The following is a 23948-nucleotide window of genomic DNA, read 5'->3' as shown; positions in this document are numbered from 1 at the left end:
CATTTGGCGCCAAATCCTGGCATTTGCCACAATTCTACGCCACCCCGCTCCGGGTTCTGCACGCCCCGGAAGTTTTTTTCAGCGTGGGGCGATCAACCGGGACAGATCGGTTTCAAGAGGTGACGGCTCGCCGCAAAGCCGGGCCGCAACCAGGTCCCCCATCAACGCGGACCAGGACAACCCGCGCGACGCGTAGCCCGCCGCCAACCACAACCCCGGCGCATGGGCCAGCTCGCCCACGGCGGGCAGGCGCCCCGGCAACACCGCCCGCCACCCCGCCCAGCCCGGCAGCGTGCCAGGCACGAGCGCGTCGAAGGCGGGAAAGTCGCCGCTGCTGAGCAATCCCGCCGCCTTGTCCAACGTCACGCGCTGGCCTTCGGCGCCGATACACGCCTCGCTGGCGCCATGCACGTACGTACTGCCCGCCACACAACCCGCGCCAGTGTCCGGCAACAGGTAGCCCTCGCCCCCGACCACGCAACGCGGACCGCCGCCCAGCGCCGCGGCCGGTATCAGTGTGACCTCGCCTGCCAGCGCATGCATCTGCGCTACCCGCGGCAGCGGCGCCAGCAGGCCACTGGCCGCCAGCACACCCTGGGCGCCGAAGGCGTTGGCCAGGATCACGACATCGGCCCGCGCCAGCTCCGCATCGGCGACGTCGAGCGCGCGCCAACCCGTGCCGTCCGGCGCCACCCGCGCCACCGTCCCCGCCGCCACGCGCACGCCGGGCGTCGCCAGCAAGGCCGGAATCAACTGGGCGGGCTGCACCAGCATGCCCTGCCCGAAGAAAATACCGCCGCGCGCCAGCGGCAATCCGGCCAGCGCGCTGGCCTCGTCGCGGCTGACCGCGCGCACCCAGTCACGCGGAAACGCCAGCACCGACAGGGTTTCCTCCAGCGCGGCGGCGCGCCCGGCGTCACGTTCCAATTGCACGGTCCCGCACCGGATCGGCGCGGCGCCGCCGGCCAGCCCGGCCCAACGCGCCCGGGCGCGTGCACTGCCGGCGCGCGACAGGCGCGCGCGCGCATTGTCGTCGCGCGCCAGCACCGGCGTCAGCGCAGCCGCGGTGTGGCCGGCATGGGCCAGCGCGCCCCCCGCCAGCGCCGCATCCAGCACTGTTACCCGCCAGCCCCGCAGCGCCAGGGACTGCGCAATGCCCGCCCCCGCCAGGCCCGCCCCCACCACCAGCGCATGGCGGCCAGGGTCGGCCGTGGCGGCCGGCGCGGCGTCGGCGCCGACCGCCACCGCGCCTACCGTCATGTGCCATTTGCCGCCATAGCCCGGCGCCCGCCGCACGTCGAACCCCGCATCGCGCAGGGCCTGGCGCAGTTCACCCGTGCAGGCCCAGGTGGCCACCGTGGCCTGCGGCGCGGCCAGCCGCGCCAGGTCCTTGAGCAAGGCGGCCTGCCACATGCGCGGGTTGCGTTCGGGTGCGAAACCGTCGAGGAAATACGCATCGACTCGCGCGGCGAGCCGCGGCGCCAACACCTGCGCGTCGCCGAAACCCAGCGTCAGCGTCACCGCGCCGCCCTCGAATTCCAGCCGGTGCAGGCCGGGCAGCAAGGCCGGCCACTGGGCCGCCAGTTGCGTCGCCAGCGCAGCCACGGGCTCGGGCGCATGGCGCGCCAGCAAGGCTCGCAGGTCTTCGCCGCCGAATGGATGCGCCTCCAGCGACACCACGTGCAGGGTGCGCGAACGCTGTGGATCGTCGCGCCAGGCGCGCCACAACGCCAGGAAATTGAGACCCAGGCCGAAACCGGTCTCGCAGACGGTGAAGGCGCCGCGACCGCGCCAGCGTTCCGGCAGGCCGTTGCCCCGCAGGAAAACGTGTTCCGCCTGGCCCAACGCGCCCGACGGCGAGTGATAGACGTCGCCATAGACCGGGCTGTACAGCCGGCCCTGGGCATCGAATTCAGCGACGGCGGGGGTCAGGGGCGCATAGGACGAGGACATGAAAACGGCGGCGATCGGAAAAGAAGGATTATCGGCTGGCGCAGCCGGCTGCGTTGGATATGCGCCACGGGCACGCGGGCTTTTGCCGCGTCGCCACGGATTTGACGCATGGCTGGGCTTACACTGGTTTCATGGAAACCTATGACCCGCCCCGCTCGCTCGCCTCGCCCGTAGACCTGTGCGCCGCGCTTGACGCCGCGGTCACGGCAGCCCACGCCGGCGCGGCCATCCTGCAATCCTACGCGCATCATCGCGCCGACCTCGTGATCGATCGCAAGGCGCGCAACGATCTCGTGTCCCAGGCCGATCGCGAGGCCGAGGCCGCGATCATCGAACAATTGCAGGCGCGCACGCCCAAGTTCGGCATCGTCGCCGAAGAGACCGGCGGCCAGGCGCAGGGCGCCGCCACCTGGTATATCGACCCGCTCGACGGCACCACCAATTTCCTGCACGACATTCCGCACTACGCCGTCTCGATCGCGCTCATCGCGCATGCCGGCACGGCGGTGTCCCCCACCGAACGCCTGGCGCACGACACGCCCGTGGCGGGCGTGGTCTACGATCCCTGCCGCGAAGAACTGTTCACCGCCGTGTACGGCCTGGGCGCCTGGCTCAATGGCCGGCGCATCAGTTGCTCGCGCACCCGCACGCTGGACGACGCCGTGCTGGCGACGGGCTTTCCCTTCCGTGATTTTTCCTTCGCCAGCCAATACATGCCGATGCTGCATGACGCCATCAACCGAGCCCGCGGCGTGCGGCGCATGGGCGCGGCCGCGCTGGATCTGGCATGGACCGCCTGCGGCCGCTATGACGGCTATTGGGAAATGGGATTGGCGCCCTGGGACGTGGCCGCGGGCACGCTGATCGTGCGCGAAGCCGGCGGCGCCTGCAGCGACATGCACCAGCAGGACTCCTGGCCCATCGGCGGACGCGTCGTGGCCGGCAACCCCGACATCGAGCGCGCCCTGCACGAGATGATCGCCCCCCACCTGGACCAGCCGGGCTGAGGCCCGGCCGTCCCCACGCCGCGCGCGCTCAGGCCGCCTGGCCCTGCGGCGCCGCGGCCTCGGCGTCCGGACGCAGTTCGCGCCGCAGGATCTTGCCGACGTTGCTCTTGGGCAACTCGTCGCGAAACTCGACGAAGCGCGGCCGCTTGTAGCCGGTCAGCTTGTCCTTGCACCACTGCTGCACCTGGGCCTCGGTCAGCGAGGCATCCTTCTTCACCACGAAGACCTTGACGGCCTCGCCCGAATGCCCGTCCGGCACCCCGATGGCGGCGCATTCGAGCACGCCCGGCATCTGCGACACCGCCGCCTCGACCTCGTTCGGATAGACCTTGAAACCCGACACGGTGATCATGTCCTTCTTGCGGTCGACGATGCGCGTATAGCCCTTGTCGTCCATGATGCCGATATCGCCGGTGCGGAAGAAGCCGTCGGCGGTCATCGCCTGGCGGGTCTCTTCCGGCTTCTGCCAGTAGCCCGCCATGACCTGCGGCCCGCGGATGGAGACCTCGCCGCGCTCGCCCAGCGCCACCTCGTGGCCCTCGTCATCCAGGATGGCGACGTCGGTGGAGGGCAGCGGCAGCCCGATCGAGCCCGAATACGCATCGGTATCGGTCGGATTGACCGTGGCCACCGGCGAGGTTTCGGACAGGCCATAGCCTTCGACCAGCGGCCTCCCGGTGACCTTGAGCCAGCGCTCGGCCACCGCCTGCTGCACCGCCATGCCCCCGCCCAGCGTCAGCCGCAGGCCGGAGAAATCCAGCTTGGCGAAGTCCTCGTTGTGGACCAGCGCATTGAACAGCGTATTGACGCCCGGGAACACGTTGATGGGCGTTTTGCGCCACGCGCCGATCAGCGACGGCTGGTCGCGCGGATTGATGATGAGCACGTTGCGCATGCCGGCGTGCAGCCCGTACAGGCCGCAGACCGTCATGGCGAACACGTGATACAGCGGCAACGCGCTCAGGATCGTGACCTGCCGCGCCGCCAGGTCATGCAGCGCGGGCGAGGCCACCGCTTCCATCTGCATCACATTGGAGGTCAGGTTGCGATGCGTCAGCATCGCGCCCTTGGGCACGCCGGTGGTGCCGCCGGTGTACTGCAGCACGGCCAGATCGTCCATCGAAATGGCCGGCGCGGTGAACGGCAGGCCCGCCCCCGAGGCCAGCACCTTCGACAGCATCTGCGCGCCCTCGATGTGCCACGCCGGCACCAGTTTCTTGATGTAGCGCGCCGCCAGGTTCACCAGCGGCGCCTTCAGGCCGCCCAGCAGGTCGCCCGGCCCGGTCACCACCACGTGCTTGAGCTGGCCGCGGTCCGACACGCTCTGCAGCGTGTGGGCAAAATTCTCAAGGATGACGATGACCGCCGCGCCGCTGTCCTGCAACTGTCGTTGCAGTTCATCGGGGGTATACAGCGGATTGACGTTGACCACCGCGTGTCCGGCTCGCAGCGTGCCCAGCAGCGCCACCAGGTAGGCCGGCACGTTGGGCATCATCAACGCGACCCGCGACCCCTTGGGCAGCCCCAGGCTTTGCAGCCAGGCGGCGAACCCGCGGCCGTGCGCGTCCAGCTCCGCATAGGTGATGTCGCTGCCCATGGCGGTGCAGGCGATGCGGGTCGCGTACTGCTTGCAGGCCCGGTCCAGCAGGTCGGTCAGCGAGGTGTAGCCGTCGATGGAGATATCGGCGGGCACGCCTTTCGGGTAATGGGCAAGCCACGGACGGGTCATGGTGTTTGTCTCCATTAAATTGGTTTTTGATTGATGATAACCTTGTTGCGTTCCCATATTCCGCCTGATTCTTTCCATGAAACTGCTCGATCCCATCGTTGCCTGGCGCGACGATATCTCCCAGATCCGACGCGACATCCACGCGCATCCCGAATTGGCGTTCGAGGAATTCCGCACCGCCGACGTGGTCGCGGCCAAGCTCGAAGAATGGGGCATTGAAATCCATCGCGGCCTGGGCGGCACCGGCGTGGTCGGCATCATCCGCGGCGACCGTCCCGGCGAACGCGCCGTCGGCCTGCGCGCCGACATGGACGCCCTGCCGATGCAGGAAGCCAACACCTTCGCCCACGCCAGCAAGCACGCCGGCAAGATGCACGCCTGCGGCCACGACGGTCATACCGCCATGCTCCTGGCCGCCGCTCGCTACCTGTCGCAGCACCGCGACTTCGCCGGCACGGTGTATGTGATCTTCCAGCCCGCCGAGGAAGGCGGCGGCGGCGCCAAGCGCATGATCGACGACGGCCTGTTCACCCGCTTCCCGATGGAAGCCGTGTTCGGCATGCACAACTGGCCCGGCATGGCGCCCGGCCAGTTCGGCGTGACCGCCGGCCCCATCATGGCCTCCAGCAACGAATTCTCCATCGTGGTCAAGGGCAAGGGCACCCATGCAGGCATGCCCAACCTGGGCATCGACCCGGTGATGGCGGCGGTGCAACTGGCGCAATCGCTGCAGACCATCATCACGCGCAACCGCAATCCGCTCGACGCCGCGGTCCTCAGCATCACGCAGATCCACGCCGGCAGCGCCGACAACGTGGTGCCCAATCACGCCGAGCTGCGCGGCACCGTGCGCACCTTCACGCTGGAGGTGCTGGACCTGATCGAACGCCGTATGGAAGAGATCGCGCGCCACACCTGTGCCGCCATGGACTGCGAGGTGGAGTTCACCTTCCAGCGCAACTACCCGCCCACCATCAACCATCCCGACGAAGCCGCGTTCTGTGCCGAGGTCATGCGCGACATCGTCGGCGCCGACAAGGTCAACGACCACGTGCAGCCCACCATGGGCGCCGAGGACTTCGCCTTCATGCTGCAGGAACTGCCCGGCTGCTACGTCTGGATCGGCAACGGCGTCGGCGACCACCGCGCCGCCGGCCATGGCCTGGGCCCCTGCATGCTGCATAACGGCAGCTACGACTTCAACGACGACCTACTGCCGCTGGGCGGCACCTACTGGGTGCAACTGGCGCTCAAGCGCCTGGCCAAGGCCTGACGCGCCGCTAGAAGTCGCCCGCCTGCGCCGTCCGCACCGCCTGGCACATCGCCAGGAAGCGCTGGGCGGCGCGGGCGGCGGCATCCGCGTGCGGCACCAGGATGCTCAGCGTGCGCGTCAGCGGACGCGGCAACAGCCGCAAGGCCGCCAACGCGCCATCCTCGTGCCGCATCGACATGGCCGACACGAAGCCCACGCCGAGCCCGGCGCGCACCGCCTGCTTCACCCCCTCCACCCCCGCCAGTTCCAGCCCGATCGACGGCGCGAGGCCGGCGTCGGCGAACGCGCGCTCGACCAGCCGCCGCACGCCTGAGCCCGGTTCCCGCATCACCAGCGCCGACTGCGCCAGGTCGCGCAGCGTCACCGCGCCCTTGCCGGCCAGCGCGTGATCGGCCCGCACGATCGCCACCACCTCGTCCTGCCGCCACGCGTGCACCGCGGTATCGGCCGGCAGGCCCGTCGGCACGTCGCCCTCGATGAACGCCAGGTCCAGCGCGGGCAGGCGCTCCACGATCTCGCGCGTGTTGCCATCGGACAGGTGCAGGCTGACCGCCGGAAACGCCTGGCGGAAATCCGCCACCAGGGCGGGCAACAGGTAGCTGGCGGGCGTGGTGCTGGCCCCCAGGCGCAGCGCGCCGGTCTCCAGGCCGCGCCAGGACTCCCGCACCGCCTGGGCCTGGCGGTACACCTGGCGCAATTGCCGCGCCTGCTCGGCAAGGCGCTCGCCCGCTTCGGTCAGGGCGATGCCGTGGCCGCTGCGGCGGTACAGCGGCTCGCCGAACCATTCCTGCAAGGCGCGCAACTGGCCCGACACGGCCGGCTGTGACAGGTGCAGTTGCTGCGCCGCGCGGCTGATATTGCCGGCATCGGCCACCGTGGCGAAGGTAAGCAATTGATCGGGGGTCATGGGCGGTCCGGGCGGCGGCAGCCGTATTATCAGAATTTCCGATATTTCATATCAAAAATGAAAATTTTCCAAATAACGACCATGAAATTAATATTTCGCCTAGTTATTTAGATATGCACGAAGGCCCGCCATGAGCACCGCCAGCACCACCGCCCCCCACCATGCCGCCCCTGCCGCGCCGCCCGCCGCGGCCGCCGCGGCCACGCCCTGGCGCGACAAGCTCAACGGCGTGCTGTTCGTCGGCCTGATGTCGGCCGCGGTGATGCAACTGGCGGACCTGCCCGCCATCCGCCAGCTCGGTTTCTCGCCGCTGGTGGTCGGTATCGTGTGCGGCATGCTGTACGGCAACTTCCTGCGCGGCACCATGCCGGTCGATTGGGGCGTGGGCGTCAACTTCACCGCGCGCCGCCTGCTGCGCATCGCCGTGGCCTTCTATGGCCTGAACATCAGCATCCAGCAGATCGCCGCCGTCGGCCTGCCGGGCCTGGCGGTCTCGGTGGCGGTGGTGGTCGGCACGCTGCTGATCGGCACCTGGGTCGGCCAGCGCCTGCTCGGGCTGGACCGCGACACCGCCATGCTGACGGCCGCCGGCAGCGCCATCTGTGGCGCGGCCGCCGTGCTGGCCTTCGAGCCGACCCTGCGGGCGCAGCCGCACAAGAGCGCCGTGGCGGTGGCCACGGTGGTGCTGTTCGGCACGCTGTCGATGTTCCTATACCCGGTGCTATACCACGCCGGCTGGCTGCCTTTCGACACCCAGGCGCTGGGCATCTACATCGGCGGCACCATCCACGAAGTGGCGCAGGTGGTCGGCGCGGCCAGCAACATCGACCCCGCCACCACGGAAGTCGCCACCATCGTCAAGATGACCCGCGTCGCGCTGCTGGTGCCGGTGCTGCTGATCCTCGGCCTGTACCTGCGCAGCGCCGCCAGCCACGCCGGCGGCAACGCCAAGGGCGCCAAGCTGCCCATTCCCTGGTTCGCGGTCGGCTTCCTGGCCCTGGCCATCATCAACTCGCTGAACATCATCCCGGCCGACGTCGTCGCCGCCATCCGCCGCCTGGACGTCTTCGCCCTGACCATGGCCATGACCGCGCTGGGCATCGAAACGCGCTTCGCCAACATCCGCAAGGCCGGTCCGCGCGTGATGGCGCTGGGCCTGATCCTGTACGTCTGGCTGCTGGTCGGCGGCTACGGCATCGTCAAGCTGGCGTCCTGATCCGCGGGCGCTTCGAGAAAGCGTCCCGACGTGTCGCCGGCCCGCGCCGGCGCCACGTTTTTCCTGCATAATCGGCTGGTTGCCTTGCATTGGAGCCGGCCGCATGACCTCCAGCACCAAAACCCCCTTCACGACTTTGCCCGCCAATCGCGACGCGGTATTGCGCGTCATGCCAATGCCGGCGGACGCCAACATCCACGGGGACGTTTTCGGCGGCTGGATCATGTCCCAGGTCGACATCGCCGGCTCGATTCCCGCTGCCCGCCGCGCGGCCGGCCGGGTCGCCACCGTCGCCGTCAATGCGTTCCAGTTCAAGCAACCCGTGTTCGTGGGCGACCTGCTCAGCTTCTATGCCTCCATCGTCAAGACCGGCAAGACCTCCATCACCGTCTCGGTCGAGGTCTACGCGGAGCGCCAGCGCCTGGATGCCGAAGTCGTCAAGGTCACCGAAGCCACGCTGACCTACGTCGCCACCGACGAAGCGCGGCGCAGCCGCCCTCTCCCCATTCTTTGAGCCGTATCGCATGACGCAGTCCGCCGCCGCGCAGAAACCGCCCGCGACGCCCCGCCGCCTCGACCCGGAAGACGCGCAGCACGCCCTGGCGGAAGTCCAGGAGCGCCTGCGCCGCCAACAGTTGGTGGCCGACCTGGTGCATCGCCAGGAAGAAGGCGACGCCAAGGCCAACCTGGTCGAAGACCTGGTGCACCGCCAGCACGAGGCCGAGCTCAAGACCCTGCTGGACGGCCTGCATCCCGCGGACATCGCCTTCATCCTCGAATCGCTGCCCAAGGATGAACGCCAGGCGATCTGGAAGCTGGTCAGCCCCGAGCACGACGCCGACGTGCTGCTCGAGGTCGAGGACTGGGTGCGCGAGTCGCTGATCGAGGCGATGGACCGCCAGGACCTGGTGGCCGCCACCGGCAACATGGACGCCGACGAACTGGCGGACCTGGCGCCCGACCTGCCGCCGGACGTGGTGGCCGAGGTCCAGAAAGGCCTGACCGAGGAAGAGCGCGCGCAACTGCTGGAAGCGATGGGCTATCCGGAGGACAGCGTCGGCGCCATCATGGACTTCGAAATGGTCCGGGTGCGCGAGGACGTCACGCTCGAAGTGGTGCTGCGCTACCTGCGCCGCCTGCACGAACTGCCCGACCACACCGACCAGATCTTCGTGGTCGACCGCCAGGACAAGCTGCAAGGCATCCTGCCGCTGTCGCGCCTGCTGGTCAGCGAACCCGAAACCGAAGTGCGCGCGGTCATGAACGCCGACTTCCTGACCCTCAACCCGCTCGACTCCGACGCCGACGCCGCCGGCGCATTCGAACGCTACGACCTGGTGTCGGCGCCCGTGATGGACGACCAGGGCCGCCTGATCGGCCGCGTCACCATTGCGGACGTGGTCGACGTGATGCGCGAAGACTCACAGGAGCAGGCCCTGTCGCGCGCCGGTCTGCAGGAAGAGGACATCTTCGCCCCGGTCAGCACCGCGCTGCGCAACCGCGCGCCCTGGCTGCTGTTCAATCTCTGTACCGCCGCCACGGCCTCGTTCGTGGCCTCGCAATTCGAGGGCACGGTCAGTCAGATCGTGATCCTGGCGTTTCTGATGTCCATCGTCGCCGGCATCGGTGGCAACTCGGGCAACCAGACCATGACGCTGATCATCCGCGCCCTGGCGATGGGCCGGATCACTGGCCGCAACCTGTGGCAACTGGTCAAGCGTGAACTGTTCGTGACCCTCATGGTGGGCCTGTGCGGCAGCCTGGTTGCGGCCCTGTTCGCCTGGGTGATTTCGCACTCCCTGTCGATCGCGCTGGTGATGATGGCCGCCATGGTCTGCAACATGCTGGTCGGCGCGTCGGTCGGGGTGCTGGTGCCGATGGTGCGGGCCCGTTTCGGCAAGGATCCGGCCATGGGATCCTCGGTCCTGCTGACCTTCGCGACAGACTCGCTGGGCTTTTTCATCTTCCTGGGCCTGGCCACGATTTTCCTGCTGTAGCGCGTCCGCAACGGACCCGCGCACGAATGTTTCACCGGATGTCCTGAACACTCGTTTGACAGCGACATGACAGTCAATATGACGGCCGCTCCGTTACAGTAACGGGGTTGTCATCATTTTCTGTCCCCGCAATGACCGCCCGTTTCCGGGCAGCACTTTTTTGCCTGCTGCTCTCCACTTTCAGCGCCGCCGCGCACGCCTGCGATAACCTTCCCTCGTGGGCCCAATCCGCCTGTCAACGCCTCGACCAGATCTGGACCGAAGGCGGCAACGACCTCTATTTCAGCGGCTACGCGTGGCACAACCGCGCCATGTACAGCCGCGAAAAGATCAACAGCTTCAACGAGCTGGCCTGGGGCGGCGGCTATGGCCGCAGCATCTACGACGAAGACGGCGACTGGCAGGGCCTGTACGCCATGGCCTTCCTGGACTCGCACAGCAAGGTCGAGCCGATCGCCGGCTATGGTTTCCTGAAGATCGGACGGGTCAGCGAGAACTTCCGGCTGGGCGCCGGCTATACGGTCTTCCTGACCGCGCGCCACGACATCATGAGCTACGTGCCCTTCCCCGGCGTGCTGCCGCTGGTCTCGGCCGGCTACAAGGACACGATGCTGTACGCCACCTACATCCCCGGCTCGCGCGGCGCGGGCAACGTGCTGTTCATGTTCGGCCGCTGGGCATTCTGACGGTCCGGCGCGCCGCCGCGGAACGGCCCCGGGCGCCCGCCGCAAGGCGCTTCAGCGGCCTCGGGCGAGCGGCCCTTCAGCAGGGCTGCATGCCCAGGCGGCGCACCAGCTCGCCCAGGCGCCAATCGTCAATGCCGTGGGCGCGCAGCGCCTTTTCCGTTTCCACCACGTAATCCAGGCAGGGGCCTGAATGCCCAACCGCGTTGCGCACCGATGCCAGCAGGCGGTCGTCGCTCAGGTCGGCGGCGTATTCCTGGCAGGCGCGGTTCAAGAGGAAAACCAGTCCGCGCACGGGCGCCTGTTCGGTGTGGCAGGCCAGCCAGCGCGGCGTGTAGGCGCCGGTGACCATCTCGCGGCGCCATAGCGCCTCGAACACCTCCGGCACGTCGCAGGCGGCAATCTGGAATGCCACGCCGCGGCAGCAGCCGCCGCGATCCAGGCCGAACACCAGCCCAGGGTTGTCGGGCGAGCCGCGGTGGTCGTGCGACCAAAGGCAAAGCGAGCGGTGATAGCCGCGCACCGTGGCCAGGCGCCGTTCGCGCCAGGCAAAACCGGGATGCCAGATGAGGGAACCATAGGCGAACACCCACAGGTCGTCGGTGCCGTTCCATCCCACCAAAAGATCTTCCACCGACGCGGGTTGCGTCTTCGCCAGTCCGGCGCAGCCGGCGGGTACTGCCAACGACATAGGGTCCTCTGATATCCCGGGTTCATTCCCATGGCGGGAATGACGGATATGCTACGCCGCCTGGCGCGCAAAAGAATTGCGAGATGGGCCGCGCGCAACACCCCGAAAGAAATTTGTATTCGCCGGAGGGCGGCGCCAGGGAAAAAAATTGCGCATCGGCGCCGGGGCCCGATTGCCACCGGCCGCCCCCCTGGGGACGGTCCCGCACGGAGCGCGTCGGCCGCCCGCGCCTAGAGCGCGTCCAGCGGCAATTCCGTGGTGCTCTTGATCACTTCCATCGAGAAACTGGCGCTGACGTCCAGCAGGTCGACCGCGCCGATCAGGCGGCGGTAGAAGCGGTCGTAGGCCGCCATGTCCTCGACCACCACCTTGAGCAGGTAGTCGATGTCGCCGGCCATGCGGTGGAACTCGACCACGTTCGGCAGCGCCATGACCGCATTGATCAGGCTCTGGGTCCATTTCTCGTTGTGCTGGCTGGTCTTGATCGACACGAACACGGTCAGGTTCAGCCCCAGCGCGCGCGGATCCAGCAGGATCGCGTTGCGGGCGATGACGCCATCGTCCTTGAGCTTCTGGATGCGGCGCCAGCAGGGGGTGACGGACAGATTGACCTGCTCGGCGATCTCGGCGACCGAGCAGGTGGCGTCCTTCTGCAGCAACGCCAAGATCTTGATGTCCGTCTGGTCCATGGGGGTTCCTCAAGCGATATCGCCGCAATCTTGCCCTGACGCCCCGACCGCGTCCAGCCGTGGAACACCCTAAGCGGCCGTGGCTTCAGTACGTGCCGGGGTAGCCACCGCCGTCAAGCAGGATGTTCTGCGCCGTCATGTAGCCAGCGTGCGCCGAGCAGACGTAGGCGCACAGCGCTCCCAGTTCCTCGGGCTGGCCATAGCGGCCGGCCGGGCTGGCACGGCCCCGCTCGTCCCAAAGCTGTTCGAAGGTCTTGCCCCCCTCTTCCAGCATGCCGCGGATATGGCGCGCCTGCGCGTCGGTGGCGAAGGCGCCCGGCAGCAGGTTGTTGATGGTGACGTTGTGGCGCACGGTCTGACGCGCCAGGCCGCTGACAAAGCCGATCAGGCCGGCGCGGGCGCCGTTGGACAGTCCCAGCTCGGCGTGCGGCGCCTTGACGCTGCGCGAGACGATGTTGACGATGCGCCCGAAGCGCCGTTCGATCATGCCGTCGACCACGCGGCGGATCATGTCGATGGGGCCCAACATCATGGAATCGAGCGCCGCGATCCAGTCTTCATGGCTCCAATCGCGGAAATCGCCAGGCATGGGGCCGTCGGCGTTGTTGATGAGGATGTCGGGGTGCGGACACGCGGCCAGCGCGGCGTCGCGGCCCTTGTCCAGCGTCAGGTCGGCCGAGACCCAGCCCACGCCGATGCCCGCGACGCGGGCGATCTCGGCGGCCGCCTGCTCCAGCGTCTGCGGGTTGCGGGCCGCGATCGTCACCGCCACGCCCTCGCGCGCCAACTGCAGGGCGCAGGCACGGCCCATGCCGCGGCTGCCGCCAAATACCAATGCCGTCTTGCCGCTGATCCCCAGATCCATGCCTGACTCTCCAGAGTGATGCCGTGAAGCGGATCAGTATAGGAGCGGCAGGCCGCGGCAGGGGTGGAATTTTTTTCTAATGTTCGGGCCCCGGCGGCCGAATTTGGCAAAGGCATTCCAGCGCAAATCCCTAAGATGAAACCTCGTCATTCAGGGGCCCGCCCATGACCTCCGTCCAACTTGCCGCCGCAGACCTGCGCTCGCTGTGCGAATCGGTGCAGGTCGCCCAGATGAACGCGGCCCGCGGCCTGCTGCGCGAGCTGGCCAGCAGCGTCGCCAATGCCGGCGACATGCTGCGCGGCCTGCCCGAAGACCTGCGCGCCGGCCGCGCCGACACCTACACCCGCCATATCGCCTACGCCGATCCGCATGGCGCCTTCACCGTCGCCTACCTGATCTGGCGCCCGGGGCAGTTCAGCCCGGTGCACGGCCACAAGACCTGGTGCACCTACCAGGTCCTGCAAGGCGAACTGGCCGAAACCCACTACCGCTGGGACCCTGCCGCCGCCGCGGCCATTGCCTGCGGCGAGATCAGTCGCCGGCCGGGCGATGTCGGCACCGCCGCCCCGGGCCTGCATCAGATCCACCGCCTCGGCAACGCTGGCCCGGGCGTCGCCGTGTCCCTGCATATCTACGGGGTCGACCAGGCCGACCTCTGCACCGGCGTCAACCATCTGGTGCCCACGCCCGCGCCGCACTGACGCCGTCCGCCGCAACCGGCATCCCGAAAAAAAGCGGGGCCTTCCAAGGCCCCGCTGCATATTTCCCGGCCGGGTTCTCAGCCCATCCACTGGCTGACCGGCGCTGCCGCGTCCTGCAGCGGCTGCGCCACCACGTCGATCAGCGCCGGGCCGTCATGCTCCATCGCCGCCTTGATCGCCGCGTCCAGCTTGGCCGGATCCTCGACCCGCCAGGCCTTCACGCCATAGGCTTCCGCGATGCGGGCGTGGTCGGTGCGGTCGAAGTCCACACTGTAGTAGCGCTTGTCGTAGCCGGCCTTCTGGCTGGCCTTGATCCAGCCATAGACCGAGTTCGAAAACACGATCATCAGCAGCGGCGCCTTGTGGCGCACGATGGTCTCGAGCTCGCCGACCGTGAAGCCGAAGCTGCCGTCGCCCATCACCGAGACGCACTTGGCGTTCGGCCGGCCGACCCAGGCGCCCAGCGCCGCCGACATCGAAAAGCCCAAGGCGCCATGGGCGCGGTTGGTGATGAAGTGCCGGCCGGGCCGCGACACGTCGTAGTAAGCCGAGAAATACGGGCACGGCGTGCCGGGATCCGCGCACACCACGGCATCGTCGGGCAGCAGGCGATTGAGTGACTGCACCACGCGTTCGGGGCGGATCGGCGCCTCCAGGCTGCTCGCCAGCGGCTCCAGTTGCGCGCGCCGCGCGGCCTTGGCGCGGCCCGCCAGCACCGCGCCATCAACGGCGTCGGACGGCCGGTGCGCCAGGCGCGCCTGCACCTCGGCGCCCAGCGCCTGCAGGGCGAGCTTGGCGTCGCCCACCATGCCGACTTCGGTCAGGTAGTTGGCGCCGATCACCATCGGATCGATGTCGATGTGCAGGATCGGCACGTCGCGGTTCGGGAAGCGCCAGTGCTCGGTCGAGGTCGAACCCGCGCGGCAGCCGACGAACAGCACCACGTCGGCCGCGGCCACCACGTCGCGCGTGGCCATCACGCCGCCGTTCGAACCCACCACGCCCGCGTTCAGCGGATGGGTGTCGGCCAGGCTGCCCTGGCCGCTGACGGTCACGCAGACCGCCGCCTTCAGGCTCTCGGCCAGTTCCTGCAGCGCGCCGCTGGCGCCGGCGATCACCACGCCGCCGCCGCAGATGATGACCGGCGAACGCGCGCCCACCAGGCGCTGCGCCGCGCGCGCCACGTCCGACGGATCCGGCGCGTAGCGCAGCGACGGAAACTGCGCATGCTCGGGCTGGGCCCAGACGTCGGCGCCATCGACCTGCTGCTTCATCACGTCATACGGAAAGCACAGGTGCGCCGCGCCGGGCTTGCCGGTGGTCATGGCGCGGAACGCCGCGCGCACCATGCCGGGGATCTGGTCGGCGCGATCGATGGTGCGGTTCCACTTGGTCAACGGCCGGTACAGTGCCTCCTGGTCCAGTTCGGTCAGCGGGTACTTGCCGCGCGAGCCCACCGCCACGTCGGAGGTGATGCCCAGCACCGGAATGGACGATTCGTTGGCCTCCACCAACCCCGGCAGCAGATAGGTCGCGCCGCCGCCGCTGGGCCCTTCGCACACGCCCACCTTGCCGGTCACGCGGGCATAGGCGTCGGCCATGTAGCCGGCGCTGCGCTCGTCACGGGTCAGGATGTGTCGCATGCCATGATCCAGCCGGTAGAGCGCGTCGTAGAACGGCAGGCTGGTATCGCCGCACAGGCCGAAAATATGTTTGACGCCGTTGTGTTGCAGCATCCGCACCATTGCTTCGGCGCCAGTCAAGGTATCCATGTCTTCTCCACGCGATGCGCGGACCGGGCGGCGCGCGAGGGTGCGCCGCCGCCGGCCGCTCAGTTATCCAGGTTGATGTTGCTGCTCTTGATGAACTTGCTCCAGCGGTCGTATTCCGCCTTCACGTAGGCATCCAGGGCCGGGCCGTTCGAGGCCACGATCTCGAAGCCGGCCTCTTCCAGCTTCTTCTTGACGTCCGGATCGGCCAGCACCGTGTTGAACGCCTGCGTCAGCTTTTTGACGGTCGCCTGCGGCGTGCCCTTGGGCGCGAACATGCCGCTCCACGAATAGGCGACGAAGCCCGGAAAACCGGACTCCGCCACCGTCGGCACGTTGGGCAGGTCCGGCAGGCGCTTCTCGCCGGCCACCGCTAGCGGCTTGATCTTGCCGGCCTGGATCTGGCCGCGCAGCGCGGCGAAGCTCAACCAGGTCATGTTGGCCTGGCCGCCCACCACGGCCTGGATGGCCGGTCCGCCGCCGCCATATGGCACGTGCAGTAGCTCCACCTTGGACAGGCGCTTGAGTTCTTCGGGCGCCAGGTGGTTCAGCGATCCCACGCCGGTGGAGGCATAGTTGAACTTGTTGGGCGGCTGCTTGGCCGCGGCCGCCAGGAATTCCTTCAGGTTGTCGCCCGGCACGCCCGGATTGGCGCCCAGCACCAGCGGAAAGCGCACGGTCTGGGTGATGGCGACGAAGTCCTTGAAGGTGTCGTAGGGCAGCTTGGGCTTCACCGCCGGGTTGATGCCGTGGTTGTCGAAGCTGACCAGCAGCGTGCTGCCGTCGGGCTCGGCCCGCGCCACGAAGGCGGTGGCGATCTGGCTGGCGGCGCCCGGGCGGTTTTCCACCACCACGGCGCGGCCGCCCAGCTCCTTGGACAGCCGCGGCTGCAGGATGCGGGCCAGGATGTCGGTGCTGCCGCCGGGCGGATACGGCACCACCAGGATCAGCGGCTTTTCTTCCGCCCGGGCGGGCGCGGCGGCCAGCCCGCCCCCCAGCGCGGCGAGCGCGCAGACGGCCGCCAAGGCGCGCCGCATCGTTGTGTAGGTCATGTGTTTTCCCCTGCTGTTGTGGTGTTGGCCGGCGCTGCGACAGCGGGTTCGGCCTGGTCCCGCATGTAAATCGTGGAAAAGCCGGTGCGGATGACATCGGTGATCTGGTCCAGCCGCCGGCCGATGTGGCTGCGCATCATGTCCGGCAGGGCATCCATGTCGCGCCGCTCCAGCGCCTGGACGATGCGCAAGTGTTCGCCCTGGGTGTGGCTGCGACGGCCCTGCTGCATGTCGATCCAGCGCACGAAATGGATGCGGGCGTTGACGCTCTCCAGCGCGCGCACGAATTCCTCGTTGCGCGAATAGCGCGCCAGCGTCAGGTGAAACGCCTCGTCCAATTCCAGCAGGCGGGTCGCGTCACTGTCCTCGGGCACGTCGCGCGAGCGTTCGACAAACGCGCGCAGCGCCACCAGTTCCTCATCGGTGGCGCGTTCGCAGGCGGCGCGCACAATGCCGGCCTCGAGCACCGCGCGGTATTCATAGAGGCTATGGATCTGCTTGGCGTCGAGCAGCCGCGCGATGAAACCGCGGTTCACCGAACGGGTCAGGAAGCCCTCCACCATCAGTTGGTTGAGCACCTCGCGCAGCGGCGTGCGGCTCACGTTCAGGCGTCTGGCCAGTTCGACTTCGTTGATGCGCTCGCCCGGCTTGAACTCGAAACTCACCGCCATCGCCTTGACGGCGTTGTACAGCTCGGCCTGGCCGGCCATGGTGCGGGCTGCGGGTCGGGATGAGTTCATGAGGGTGTCGGCCGCCGGGGCGCTCCGGGTTGGGGTTGAAGTGCATACTAAAGTGCATACACTTTGCCCCACAACCCGGGTTTGCCCGAAAGACGCACGTCAGCGTTCCGTCCCCGGAAAGACGGGGAGGAAAGTTGGACGAAGGGAAAGACCCGCGCGGCGACCGCGCGCGGGAGGTTGGATCAGACGCCGGTGTCGAGCGTGTAGTGAGCGCCGTCGCGGTTTTCCAACGTCAGCGTGGACAGCACCGGGGTCACGGCCGTGGCGTCTTCCCGCACGTGGATGCGCAGGTTGGCCAGCGGCACGTCCCAACCGCCGGCGGCGGCCTCGGCCGTCACCCCTGCCACCAGGGCCAGCCGTTCGGCCACCTGGCGCGGCTGGGCCGCGCGGGCGTCAATGCGCAGCAGGCTGCGGACGCCGTTGGGATGGGCCATCAATTCAGGCGACCAGACGCACTCGGGCGTCAGGTGACGGCAGAAATACATGCGGATCCCGGGCAGCGGCTGCTCGGCGAAACGCACGGTATGGAAACGGGCCTCGACTTCCCGGCCGTCCAGCATGGCGGGACGGGACAGCTCCTGCATCGGATTGACGGCGAAGCCAGCGGCGAGCAGGCGCTCGCGCGTGGCCTCGGCGTCGTAGGTGCGGAACACCAGCGCCTCGAGCCCGAAGGGCGAATCGGCGATTTCCTTGCGCGCCGGCGGCGCGCCGGGCGGCCAGCCCAGCAGTTCGACGTAGGTGCCTTCGAGCACGATCAGGCGGTTGCACGAACCCAGGTTGTGCACCGCCTTGTCGCTCAGGTGGAAGCCCTGGCGCTCGAAGTGCGGCGCCAGCGCATCCAGGCGGTCCCGCACCATGACCACGGCGTGGTCGAACTCGGTCTGGCCGACGGCATGCAGCATGGCGTTATCCGCTCAGACCAGCTTGCCGTGGCACTGCTTGTACTTCTTGCCGCTGCCGCACGGGCACGGATCGTTGCGGCCCACCTTGGGCAGCACGTTGCGCACCGGCTGGGCGCCCGCGTCGTCGGCCGACTGGGCCAGGGCCTCGTCGTAGTCGGAGTGGTGGTACTGCACGTTCTGCACGTGCGGCTGGGCCGCTTCGGCCTCGGCCTGCTCGACCTGCTCGGACGACTGCACGCGCACCGTCATCAGCACGCGCACCACGTCGTCGCGGATGCGGTCCAGCATGCCCGAGAACAGTTCGAAGGCTTCGCGCTTGTATTCCTGCTTGGGGTTCTTCTGCGCGTAGCCGCGCAGATGGATGCCCTGGCGCAGATAGTCCAGCGCCGACAGGTGCTCGCGCCAGTGCGTGTCGATCGCCTGCAGCATGATCGAACGCTCGAACTGCGACCACGATTCGGCGCCGACCTGGTCGACCTTGCCCTGGTAGACGTCGCGCGCCGCCGCGATCACGCGCTCGCGCAGATCCTCGTCGGTCAGGTTGGCTTCCTTCTCGAGCATCTCGGTCAACGGCAGGTGGATCTGCCAATCAGCCTCCAGCGCCTTCTGCAAGGCCGGGATGTCCCACTGCTCTTCCACCGATTCCGGCGGCACGTAGGTGTTGAACAGGTCGACCACCGCGGCGTCGCGCAGGTTCTCGACCGTGGCGCTGACGCTGGCCGCTTCCAGCACTTCGTTGCGCTGCGCGTACAGCACCTTGCGCTGGTCGTTGGCGACGTCGTCGTATTCCAGCAGTTGCTTGCGGATGTCGAAGTTGCGACCTTCGACCTTGCGCTGCGCGGTCTCGATGGAACGCGTCACCATGCCGGCCTCGATCGGCTCGCCCTCGGGCAGCTTCAGGCGCTCCATGATGGCGCGCACGCGGTCGCCCGCGAAGATGCGCATCAGCGAATCTTCCAGCGACAGGTAGAAGCGCGACGAACCCGGGTCGCCCTGGCGGCCGGCGCGGCCGCGCAGTTGGTTGTCGATACGGCGCGATTCGTGGCGCTCGGTGCCGATGATGCGCAGGCCGCCCGCAGCCTTGACCTGCTCGTTGAGCGGCTTCCAGTCGGCACGCACCTTTTCGATGCGGGCGGTCTTTTCGGCTTCGGACAGCGACTCGTCGGCGCGGATCAGGTCGACCTGCTTGTCGACGCTGCCGCCCAGCACGATGTCGGTGCCGCGGCCCGCCATGTTGGTGGCGATGGTGATGTGGCCCGGCTTGCCGGCCTCGGCGACGATCTCGGCTTCACGCGCGTGCTGCTTGGCGTTCAGCACCTCGTGCGGCAGCTTGGCCTTTTTCAGCAGGCCCGACAGCAGTTCGGAGTTTTCGATGCTGGTGGTGCCCACCAGCACCGGCTGGCCGCGCTCGTGGCAATCGCGGATGTCTTCGAGGATGGCGTTGTACTTTTCGCCGTCCGTCTTGAAGACCTGGTCGTTCTGGTCCTTGCGGATCATGGGCTTGTTGGTCGGGATGATGACCGTCTCGAGCCCGTAGATCTCCTGGAATTCGTACGCTTCCGTGTCGGCCGTGCCGGTCATGCCGGACAACTTCTCGTACATGCGGAAGTAGTTCTGGAAGGTGATCGACGCCAGCGTCTGGTTCTCGTGCTGGATCTTCACGCCTTCCTTGGCCTCGACCGCCTGGTGCAGGCCGTCGGACCAGCGGCGGCCCACCATCAGGCGGCCCGTGAATTCGTCGACGATGATGACTTCGCCGTCCTGCACCACGTATTGCTGGTCGCGGAAGAACAGCGTGTTGGCGCGCAGCGCCACCATCAGGTGATGCATCAGCGCGATGTGGCGCGGGTCGTACAGCGACTCGCCCTCGGGCAGGATGCCCAGGCGCGCCAGGATGCCTTCGGCGTTGACGTGGCCGGCTTCCGACAGGTAGACCTGCTGGCTCTTTTCATCGACCCAGTAGTCGCCCTCGGGTTCCGGCTCCTGCGGCTTGGGCTCGCTGGCCATGCGGGTCAGCAGCGGCGGCACCGCGTTCATGCGGATGTAGAGTTCGGTGTGGTCCTCGGCCTGGCCGGAGATGATCAGCGGCGTGCGCGCCTCGTCGATGAGGATCGAGTCCACTTCGTCGACGATGGCGTAGAACAGGCCGCGCTGGCGCCGGTCCTCAACACGGTATTCCATGTTGTCGCGCAGGTAGTCGAAACCGAATTCGTTGTTGGTGCCGTAAGTGATGTCGGCGGCGTAGGCGGCCTTCTTTTCCTCGTTCGGCTGCTGCGGCACCACCACGCCCGTGGACAGGCCCAGGAAGTGATACAGGCGTCCCATCCATTCGGCGTCGCGGCGGGCCAGGTAGTCGTTCACCGTGACCACGTGCACGCCCTTGGCGGCGATCGCGTTCAGGTAGACCGGCAGCGTGGCCATCAGCGTCTTGCCTTCGCCCGTGCGCATTTCGGCGATCTTGCCGCTGTGCAGGGCGATGCCGCCCAGCAACTGCGCGTCGAAGTGGCGCATGCCGAACACCCGCTTGCCCGCTTCGCGCACCACGGCGAAGGCTTCGGGCAGCAGGTCGTCGAGCGACGTGCCCTGGGAATGGCGGGAACGGAATTCCGCGGTCTTGGCCGCCAGCTCCGCATCGGAGAGCGCGGAGATCTTGGGCTCCAGCCCATTGATCTGGGTTACCAGCTTGCGATACTGCTTAAGCAGCCGGTCGTTGCGGCTGCCTATGAGTTTTTTGAGCAGAGAAACCATGCGTATGTCGGCCGCACGAGCCCCGCCGCGCCCGCATGGGGCCAGGGCGGCGTCACCCGTGACTTGATTTATTTGGTTGAGCGGGGGTCCGCTGGGAAACGAACCAGTTTAACGCACCTGGCGCGCAAGAGCCTGAACCGATGGCCAGGGTGGCACTGTAGCCCGGATCGGACGTCAGCGCGCGGCGCTGTCCGCGCCGGCCTGCGCCACCGTCGGCGGAGCGTTCTGCTGCGGGCCGAGGAACAGGCGCGGATCCAGCGGCTGGCCGGCCAGCCGCACTTCGAAATGCAGGTGCGGTCCGGTGGATCGCCCCGACGAGCCCACCCGGGCGATCTGCTGGCCGCGGTCGACCAGTTGACCCTGTTTGACCATCAGCGAGGAAGCATGCGCGTAGCGTGTGATAAGGCCATCGCCATGATCGATTTCGACCATGTTGCCATAGCCGGGATGGAATCTTGCTTCCAGCACCACGCCACCGGAGGCCGCCAGGATGGGCGTGCCCGGCGGCGCGGCGAAGTCCAGCCCCTCGTGCATGGCCGAACGACCGGTCACGGGGTTGCGGCGCCAGCCGTAGGAAGAACTGAGATAGGGGTAATCGGTGATCGGCATCGCCGTCGGCATGCGGGCCTGGTCGGCCGAGCGCCGGGTCAGCGCCGCGTCCAGCAGCTTGAGATTGTCGGTCTGCAGGGCCAGCCGTTCCTGGATCTCGTCCAACTGACGGCCCAGGGCCTCGGCCGAGGCGGCGCTGGGCGGCGTGCCCTCGGTGAACAGGTCGTCCATCACCTGGGTGGCCTCGGGGGCATGCTGGGCGTCGGCGGGGGCCGATGCCAGTTGCTTGGCGACCTCGGGATCGGTGTAGGCCACGCCAGCCACCTTGGCCACCCGTTGGCCCAGGCCGTCGATGCTGGCCAGCTTGGCCTGCAGCGCGCCCACCTTGGCGGCCAGCAGGTTCATGTTGCCCCGCAGGAAGTCCGCATCGCGTCCCGGTTGTTCGGACAGCGGCCAGCCAACGGTGTGTACGGCGGGCAGGATGGGTGTAATGTAGCGCTGAAGGGCGGCGCCGAAGATGGCGGCCGTCATCAGCGCGCCCCCCAGAAACAACGCCAAATGCGCGCCTCCCAGGGTGAAATGCCCGTCCCGCCCGTCGCGGGCGTGCATAATCACGATTTTCAAGGTTTGCTTCCTAATTCTCAGAGCCGGGATGAATAGACCCACTTCATACCGTCAACGTTCCAGTTCCAGCCGGCGAGGGGAAAATACCGCCCTGGGATGGCTGGGTCATGACATGCGGGGCGCCGGCGTACTGGCAACCGCCCGCAAGCACTTGCAAATCCAATATGCGGTGGCGGCGATCCTGCCCGCCCCGTTGGGCTCCGTCTGCCAGGTCGGCAAGCTGGAAAACCAGCGCCTTCAACTGGTGGTGCCCAGCGCCGCGCACGCGGCGAAGATGCGCCAACTTGCCCCGCGCATCGCGCAGGCTTTGGCGGACCAAGGCTGGAACCTTAACGAAATTGCGGTGAAGGTACAAGCCGGCCTGCCCAAGCCCGGGGCCCGCAAGCCGCTGCCGCCGAAAGAGGCGCAGCCGCTGGGGGATGCCGCCCTGGGCGCCTTCGAAACCCTGCATGACAACCTGCGTCCCGGCCCGCTGGCCGACGCGGTGGCCAGGCTATTGAAGCACCACAAGAGTAGCTGAGATAGCCGGGCTTGTCCGGATGCCCGCCTTTCGGGTGACATCGATGGCCACATTGCCGGACGGGATGACCCTGCGGCGGGCGCGGGGATGGCGCCAGCGGGACGAGGCGTGCCCCCTTGGGATGCCATCCAAATGAAATTGGCCGGCTGCCAGCCGGGGACAGCCCCCCGGCGCACCGGCCATCAGCAGTCGACCGGCCTCAGGCCAGTTGCCATTCGTGCCGGAACGCCTGCGGCGCCTCGGCTTGCGATTCGTAGGTGACCATTTCCCAGGCATCGCGCTGCGCCAGCAGCGCGCGCGCCAACTGGTTGTTCAGCGCGTGGCCCGATTTGCATGCCACATAGCGCGCGACCAGCGGCTTGCCCAGCAGATACAGGTCGCCGATGGCGTCCAGGATCTTGTGCTTCACGAATTCGTCATCGTAGCGCAGGCCGTCGCTGTTCAGCACCCGGTATTCGTCCATGACGATGGCGTTATCCAGGCTGCCGCCGCGGGCCAGGCCCATCGAACGCAGCGCCTCGACTTCGTTGACGAAGCCGAAGGTGCGCGCGCGCGCGATCTCGCGCACGTACGAATGGGTGGCGAAATCGATTTCGGCGAAATTCGCGGTCGAGTCGATGGCAGGGTGGCGGAAGTCGATCGAGAAGGCCAGCGCGTACCCTTCATGGGGTTCGAGCCGGGCCCACTTCTCGTTGCGGCCTTCGCCCTCGCGCACTTCCACCGTCTTCAACACGCGGATGAACTGCTTCGGCGCGTTCTGCTCGACGATGCCCGCCGAGCGCAACAGGTACACGAAGGTTGCCGCACTGCCGTCCATGATGGGGACTTCTTCGGCAGTGAGGTCGATATGCAGGTTGTCGATGCCCAAGCCGGCCAGCGCCGACATGAGATGCTCCACCGTGGAAACGCGGACGTTGCCCTGCTGCAGGACGGACGCCATGCGCGTATCGCCCACGCCAGTGGCCTGCGCGGGCAGGTCGACGACTTCGGGCAGATCGACGCGGTGGAACACGATGCCCGTATTGGGCGCCGCCGGACGCAGAGTGAGCTCGACCCGCCGTCCGGAGTGGACGCCGACGCCTGTCGTGCGGACGAGATTCTGAATGCTGCGCTGTCGGAACATGAGACTAAGGTATTTTGAGCCAGGAAGCCGGCAAGATGACAAGAGATTGCCGGCGTAACTGACGTATTGTAACTCTGTCCGGTTCTCAACGCCATCAAAGCGTCAGGACCGACCGATAAAACCGTCCCCGATTCACGTCACACAATCAAAACACGGACCGCTCCGCCTCCGGCCTGCCCGCGGGGACAGGCAAGCCGGAGATGAGGGAGT

Annotated in this window: 21 protein-coding genes; 8 read left to right on the top strand and 13 right to left on the bottom strand. The window is 67.8% G+C overall.

The annotated features are described in order from the left end of the window. Positions 1-78 precede the first annotated feature (78 nt). Entirely contained in the window at positions 79-1953 is a 1875-nt protein-coding gene (mnmC, locus tag SB816_RS23285) for an FAD-dependent 5-carboxymethylaminomethyl-2-thiouridine(34) oxidoreductase MnmC (protein WP_410547602.1), read from the bottom strand. A gap of 131 nt (positions 1954-2084) precedes the next feature. Between mnmC and SB816_RS23280 the strand changes: the two genes are divergently transcribed. Further along, the gene (locus SB816_RS23280) at positions 2085-2960 is read left to right on the top strand and encodes an inositol monophosphatase family protein (RefSeq protein ID WP_064527147.1); all 876 of its coding nucleotides are present in this window, start codon (positions 2085-2087) and stop codon (positions 2958-2960) included. Between the two features lie 28 nt (positions 2961-2988). Here the strand turns inward: SB816_RS23280 and SB816_RS23275 are convergent, their stop codons facing one another. Then, positions 2989-4689 (bottom strand): AMP-binding protein, encoded by a 1701-nt coding sequence (locus SB816_RS23275; RefSeq protein WP_162876703.1) that lies wholly within the window; start codon positions 4687-4689, stop codon positions 2989-2991. Between the two features lie 76 nt (positions 4690-4765). Here SB816_RS23275 and SB816_RS23270 point away from each other — a divergent pair, with 76 nt between their 5' ends. Continuing rightward, on the top strand, positions 4766-5962 hold the full coding sequence (locus SB816_RS23270) for a M20 aminoacylase family protein (RefSeq protein WP_054501897.1): 1197 nt from the start codon (positions 4766-4768) through the stop codon (positions 5960-5962). A gap of 7 nt (positions 5963-5969) precedes the next feature. Here SB816_RS23270 and SB816_RS23265 read toward each other — a convergent pair whose 3' ends face one another. Continuing rightward, positions 5970-6869 carry a LysR family transcriptional regulator gene (locus SB816_RS23265; RefSeq protein WP_054501898.1) on the bottom strand — a complete coding sequence of 300 codons (900 nt, stop codon included), beginning with the start codon at positions 6867-6869 and terminating at the stop codon, positions 5970-5972. Positions 6870-6999: 130 nt separating this feature from the next. On the opposite strand from SB816_RS23265, the gene SB816_RS23260 reads away from it, so the two are divergent. From SB816_RS23260 to pagP, 4 genes are all read left to right on the top strand, one after another. After that, complete coding sequence (locus tag SB816_RS23260) at positions 7000-8085, top strand: YeiH family protein (RefSeq protein WP_054501899.1); 1086 nt, start codon at positions 7000-7002, stop codon at positions 8083-8085. A 103-nt stretch (positions 8086-8188) separates the two neighbouring features. Next, positions 8189-8599 (top strand): acyl-CoA thioesterase, encoded by a 411-nt coding sequence (locus SB816_RS23255; RefSeq protein WP_006388802.1) that lies wholly within the window; start codon positions 8189-8191, stop codon positions 8597-8599. 10 nt (positions 8600-8609) lie between these two features. Then, on the top strand, positions 8610-10082 hold the full coding sequence (gene mgtE, locus SB816_RS23250) for a magnesium transporter (RefSeq protein ID WP_054501900.1): 1473 nt from the start codon (positions 8610-8612) through the stop codon (positions 10080-10082). A gap of 131 nt (positions 10083-10213) precedes the next feature. Then, positions 10214-10768, top strand: coding sequence for a lipid IV(A) palmitoyltransferase PagP (gene pagP, locus SB816_RS23245; RefSeq protein ID WP_049071412.1), 555 nt, complete (start codon positions 10214-10216; stop codon positions 10766-10768). Between the two features lie 76 nt (positions 10769-10844). Here the strand turns inward: pagP and SB816_RS23240 are convergent, their stop codons facing one another. The 3 genes from SB816_RS23240 to SB816_RS23230 form a co-directional block, all read right to left on the bottom strand. Continuing rightward, positions 10845-11456: a gamma-glutamylcyclotransferase gene (locus SB816_RS23240; RefSeq protein WP_054501901.1), complete on the bottom strand. Its 612-nt coding sequence runs from the start codon at positions 11454-11456 to the stop codon at positions 10845-10847. Between the two features lie 230 nt (positions 11457-11686). Next, positions 11687-12145 (bottom strand): Lrp/AsnC family transcriptional regulator, encoded by a 459-nt coding sequence (locus tag SB816_RS23235; protein ID WP_054501902.1) that lies wholly within the window; start codon positions 12143-12145, stop codon positions 11687-11689. An 85-nt stretch (positions 12146-12230) separates the two neighbouring features. Beyond that, positions 12231-13010, bottom strand: coding sequence for an SDR family oxidoreductase (locus SB816_RS23230; protein WP_064527143.1), 780 nt, complete (start codon positions 13008-13010; stop codon positions 12231-12233). 164 nt (positions 13011-13174) lie between these two features. Between SB816_RS23230 and SB816_RS23225 the strand changes: the two genes are divergently transcribed. Continuing rightward, a complete protein-coding gene (locus SB816_RS23225) occupies positions 13175-13711 on the top strand; it encodes a cysteine dioxygenase family protein (protein WP_054501904.1) in 537 nt (178 codons plus the stop codon). A 77-nt stretch (positions 13712-13788) separates the two neighbouring features. On the opposite strand, the gene SB816_RS23220 is transcribed toward SB816_RS23225, so the two are convergent. The 6 genes from SB816_RS23220 to SB816_RS23195 all read right to left on the bottom strand — a co-directional run bounded on the left by SB816_RS23220 (position 13789) and on the right by SB816_RS23195 (position 22080). After that, positions 13789-15483, bottom strand: a complete 1695-nt coding sequence (locus SB816_RS23220; RefSeq protein WP_054501905.1) for a thiamine pyrophosphate-binding protein — start codon at positions 15481-15483, stop codon at positions 13789-13791. Positions 15484-15542: 59 nt separating this feature from the next. Beyond that, complete coding sequence (locus SB816_RS23215) at positions 15543-16532, bottom strand: tripartite tricarboxylate transporter substrate binding protein (RefSeq protein ID WP_054501906.1); 990 nt, start codon at positions 16530-16532, stop codon at positions 15543-15545. After that, a complete protein-coding gene (locus tag SB816_RS23210) occupies positions 16529-17272 on the bottom strand; it encodes a GntR family transcriptional regulator (protein ID WP_410547601.1) in 744 nt (247 codons plus the stop codon). Before SB816_RS23210 ends, SB816_RS23215 begins: the two co-directional genes overlap by 4 nt. A 182-nt stretch (positions 17273-17454) precedes the next feature. After that, a complete protein-coding gene (locus SB816_RS23205; protein WP_410547600.1) occupies positions 17455-18174 on the bottom strand; it encodes a VOC family protein in 720 nt (239 codons plus the stop codon). 12 nt (positions 18175-18186) lie between these two features. After that, on the bottom strand, positions 18187-20922 hold the full coding sequence (gene secA / locus SB816_RS23200; RefSeq protein WP_054501908.1) for a preprotein translocase subunit SecA: 2736 nt from the start codon (positions 20920-20922) through the stop codon (positions 18187-18189). Positions 20923-21096: 174 nt separating this feature from the next. Further along, entirely contained in the window at positions 21097-22080 is a 984-nt protein-coding gene (locus SB816_RS23195) for a M23 family metallopeptidase (RefSeq protein WP_054501909.1), read from the bottom strand. A gap of 127 nt (positions 22081-22207) precedes the next feature. Here SB816_RS23195 and SB816_RS23190 point away from each other — a divergent pair, with 127 nt between their 5' ends. Then, complete coding sequence (locus SB816_RS23190) at positions 22208-22615, top strand: flagellar hook-length control protein FliK (protein WP_006388788.1); 408 nt, start codon at positions 22208-22210, stop codon at positions 22613-22615. Positions 22616-22814: 199 nt separating this feature from the next. Here the strand turns inward: SB816_RS23190 and lpxC are convergent, their stop codons facing one another. Then, positions 22815-23738, bottom strand: coding sequence for a UDP-3-O-acyl-N-acetylglucosamine deacetylase (gene lpxC / locus SB816_RS23185; RefSeq protein WP_006392959.1), 924 nt, complete (start codon positions 23736-23738; stop codon positions 22815-22817). Between the last annotated feature and the right edge of the window lie 210 nt (positions 23739-23948).

Source organism: Achromobacter sp. SIMBA_011 (assembly GCF_046535435.1).
Lineage (GTDB): Bacteria > Pseudomonadota > Gammaproteobacteria > Burkholderiales > Burkholderiaceae_B > Achromobacter > Achromobacter dolens.
Note: the sequence above shows the minus strand (reverse complement) of the source record. Positions and strands in the feature narration are given on the sequence as shown.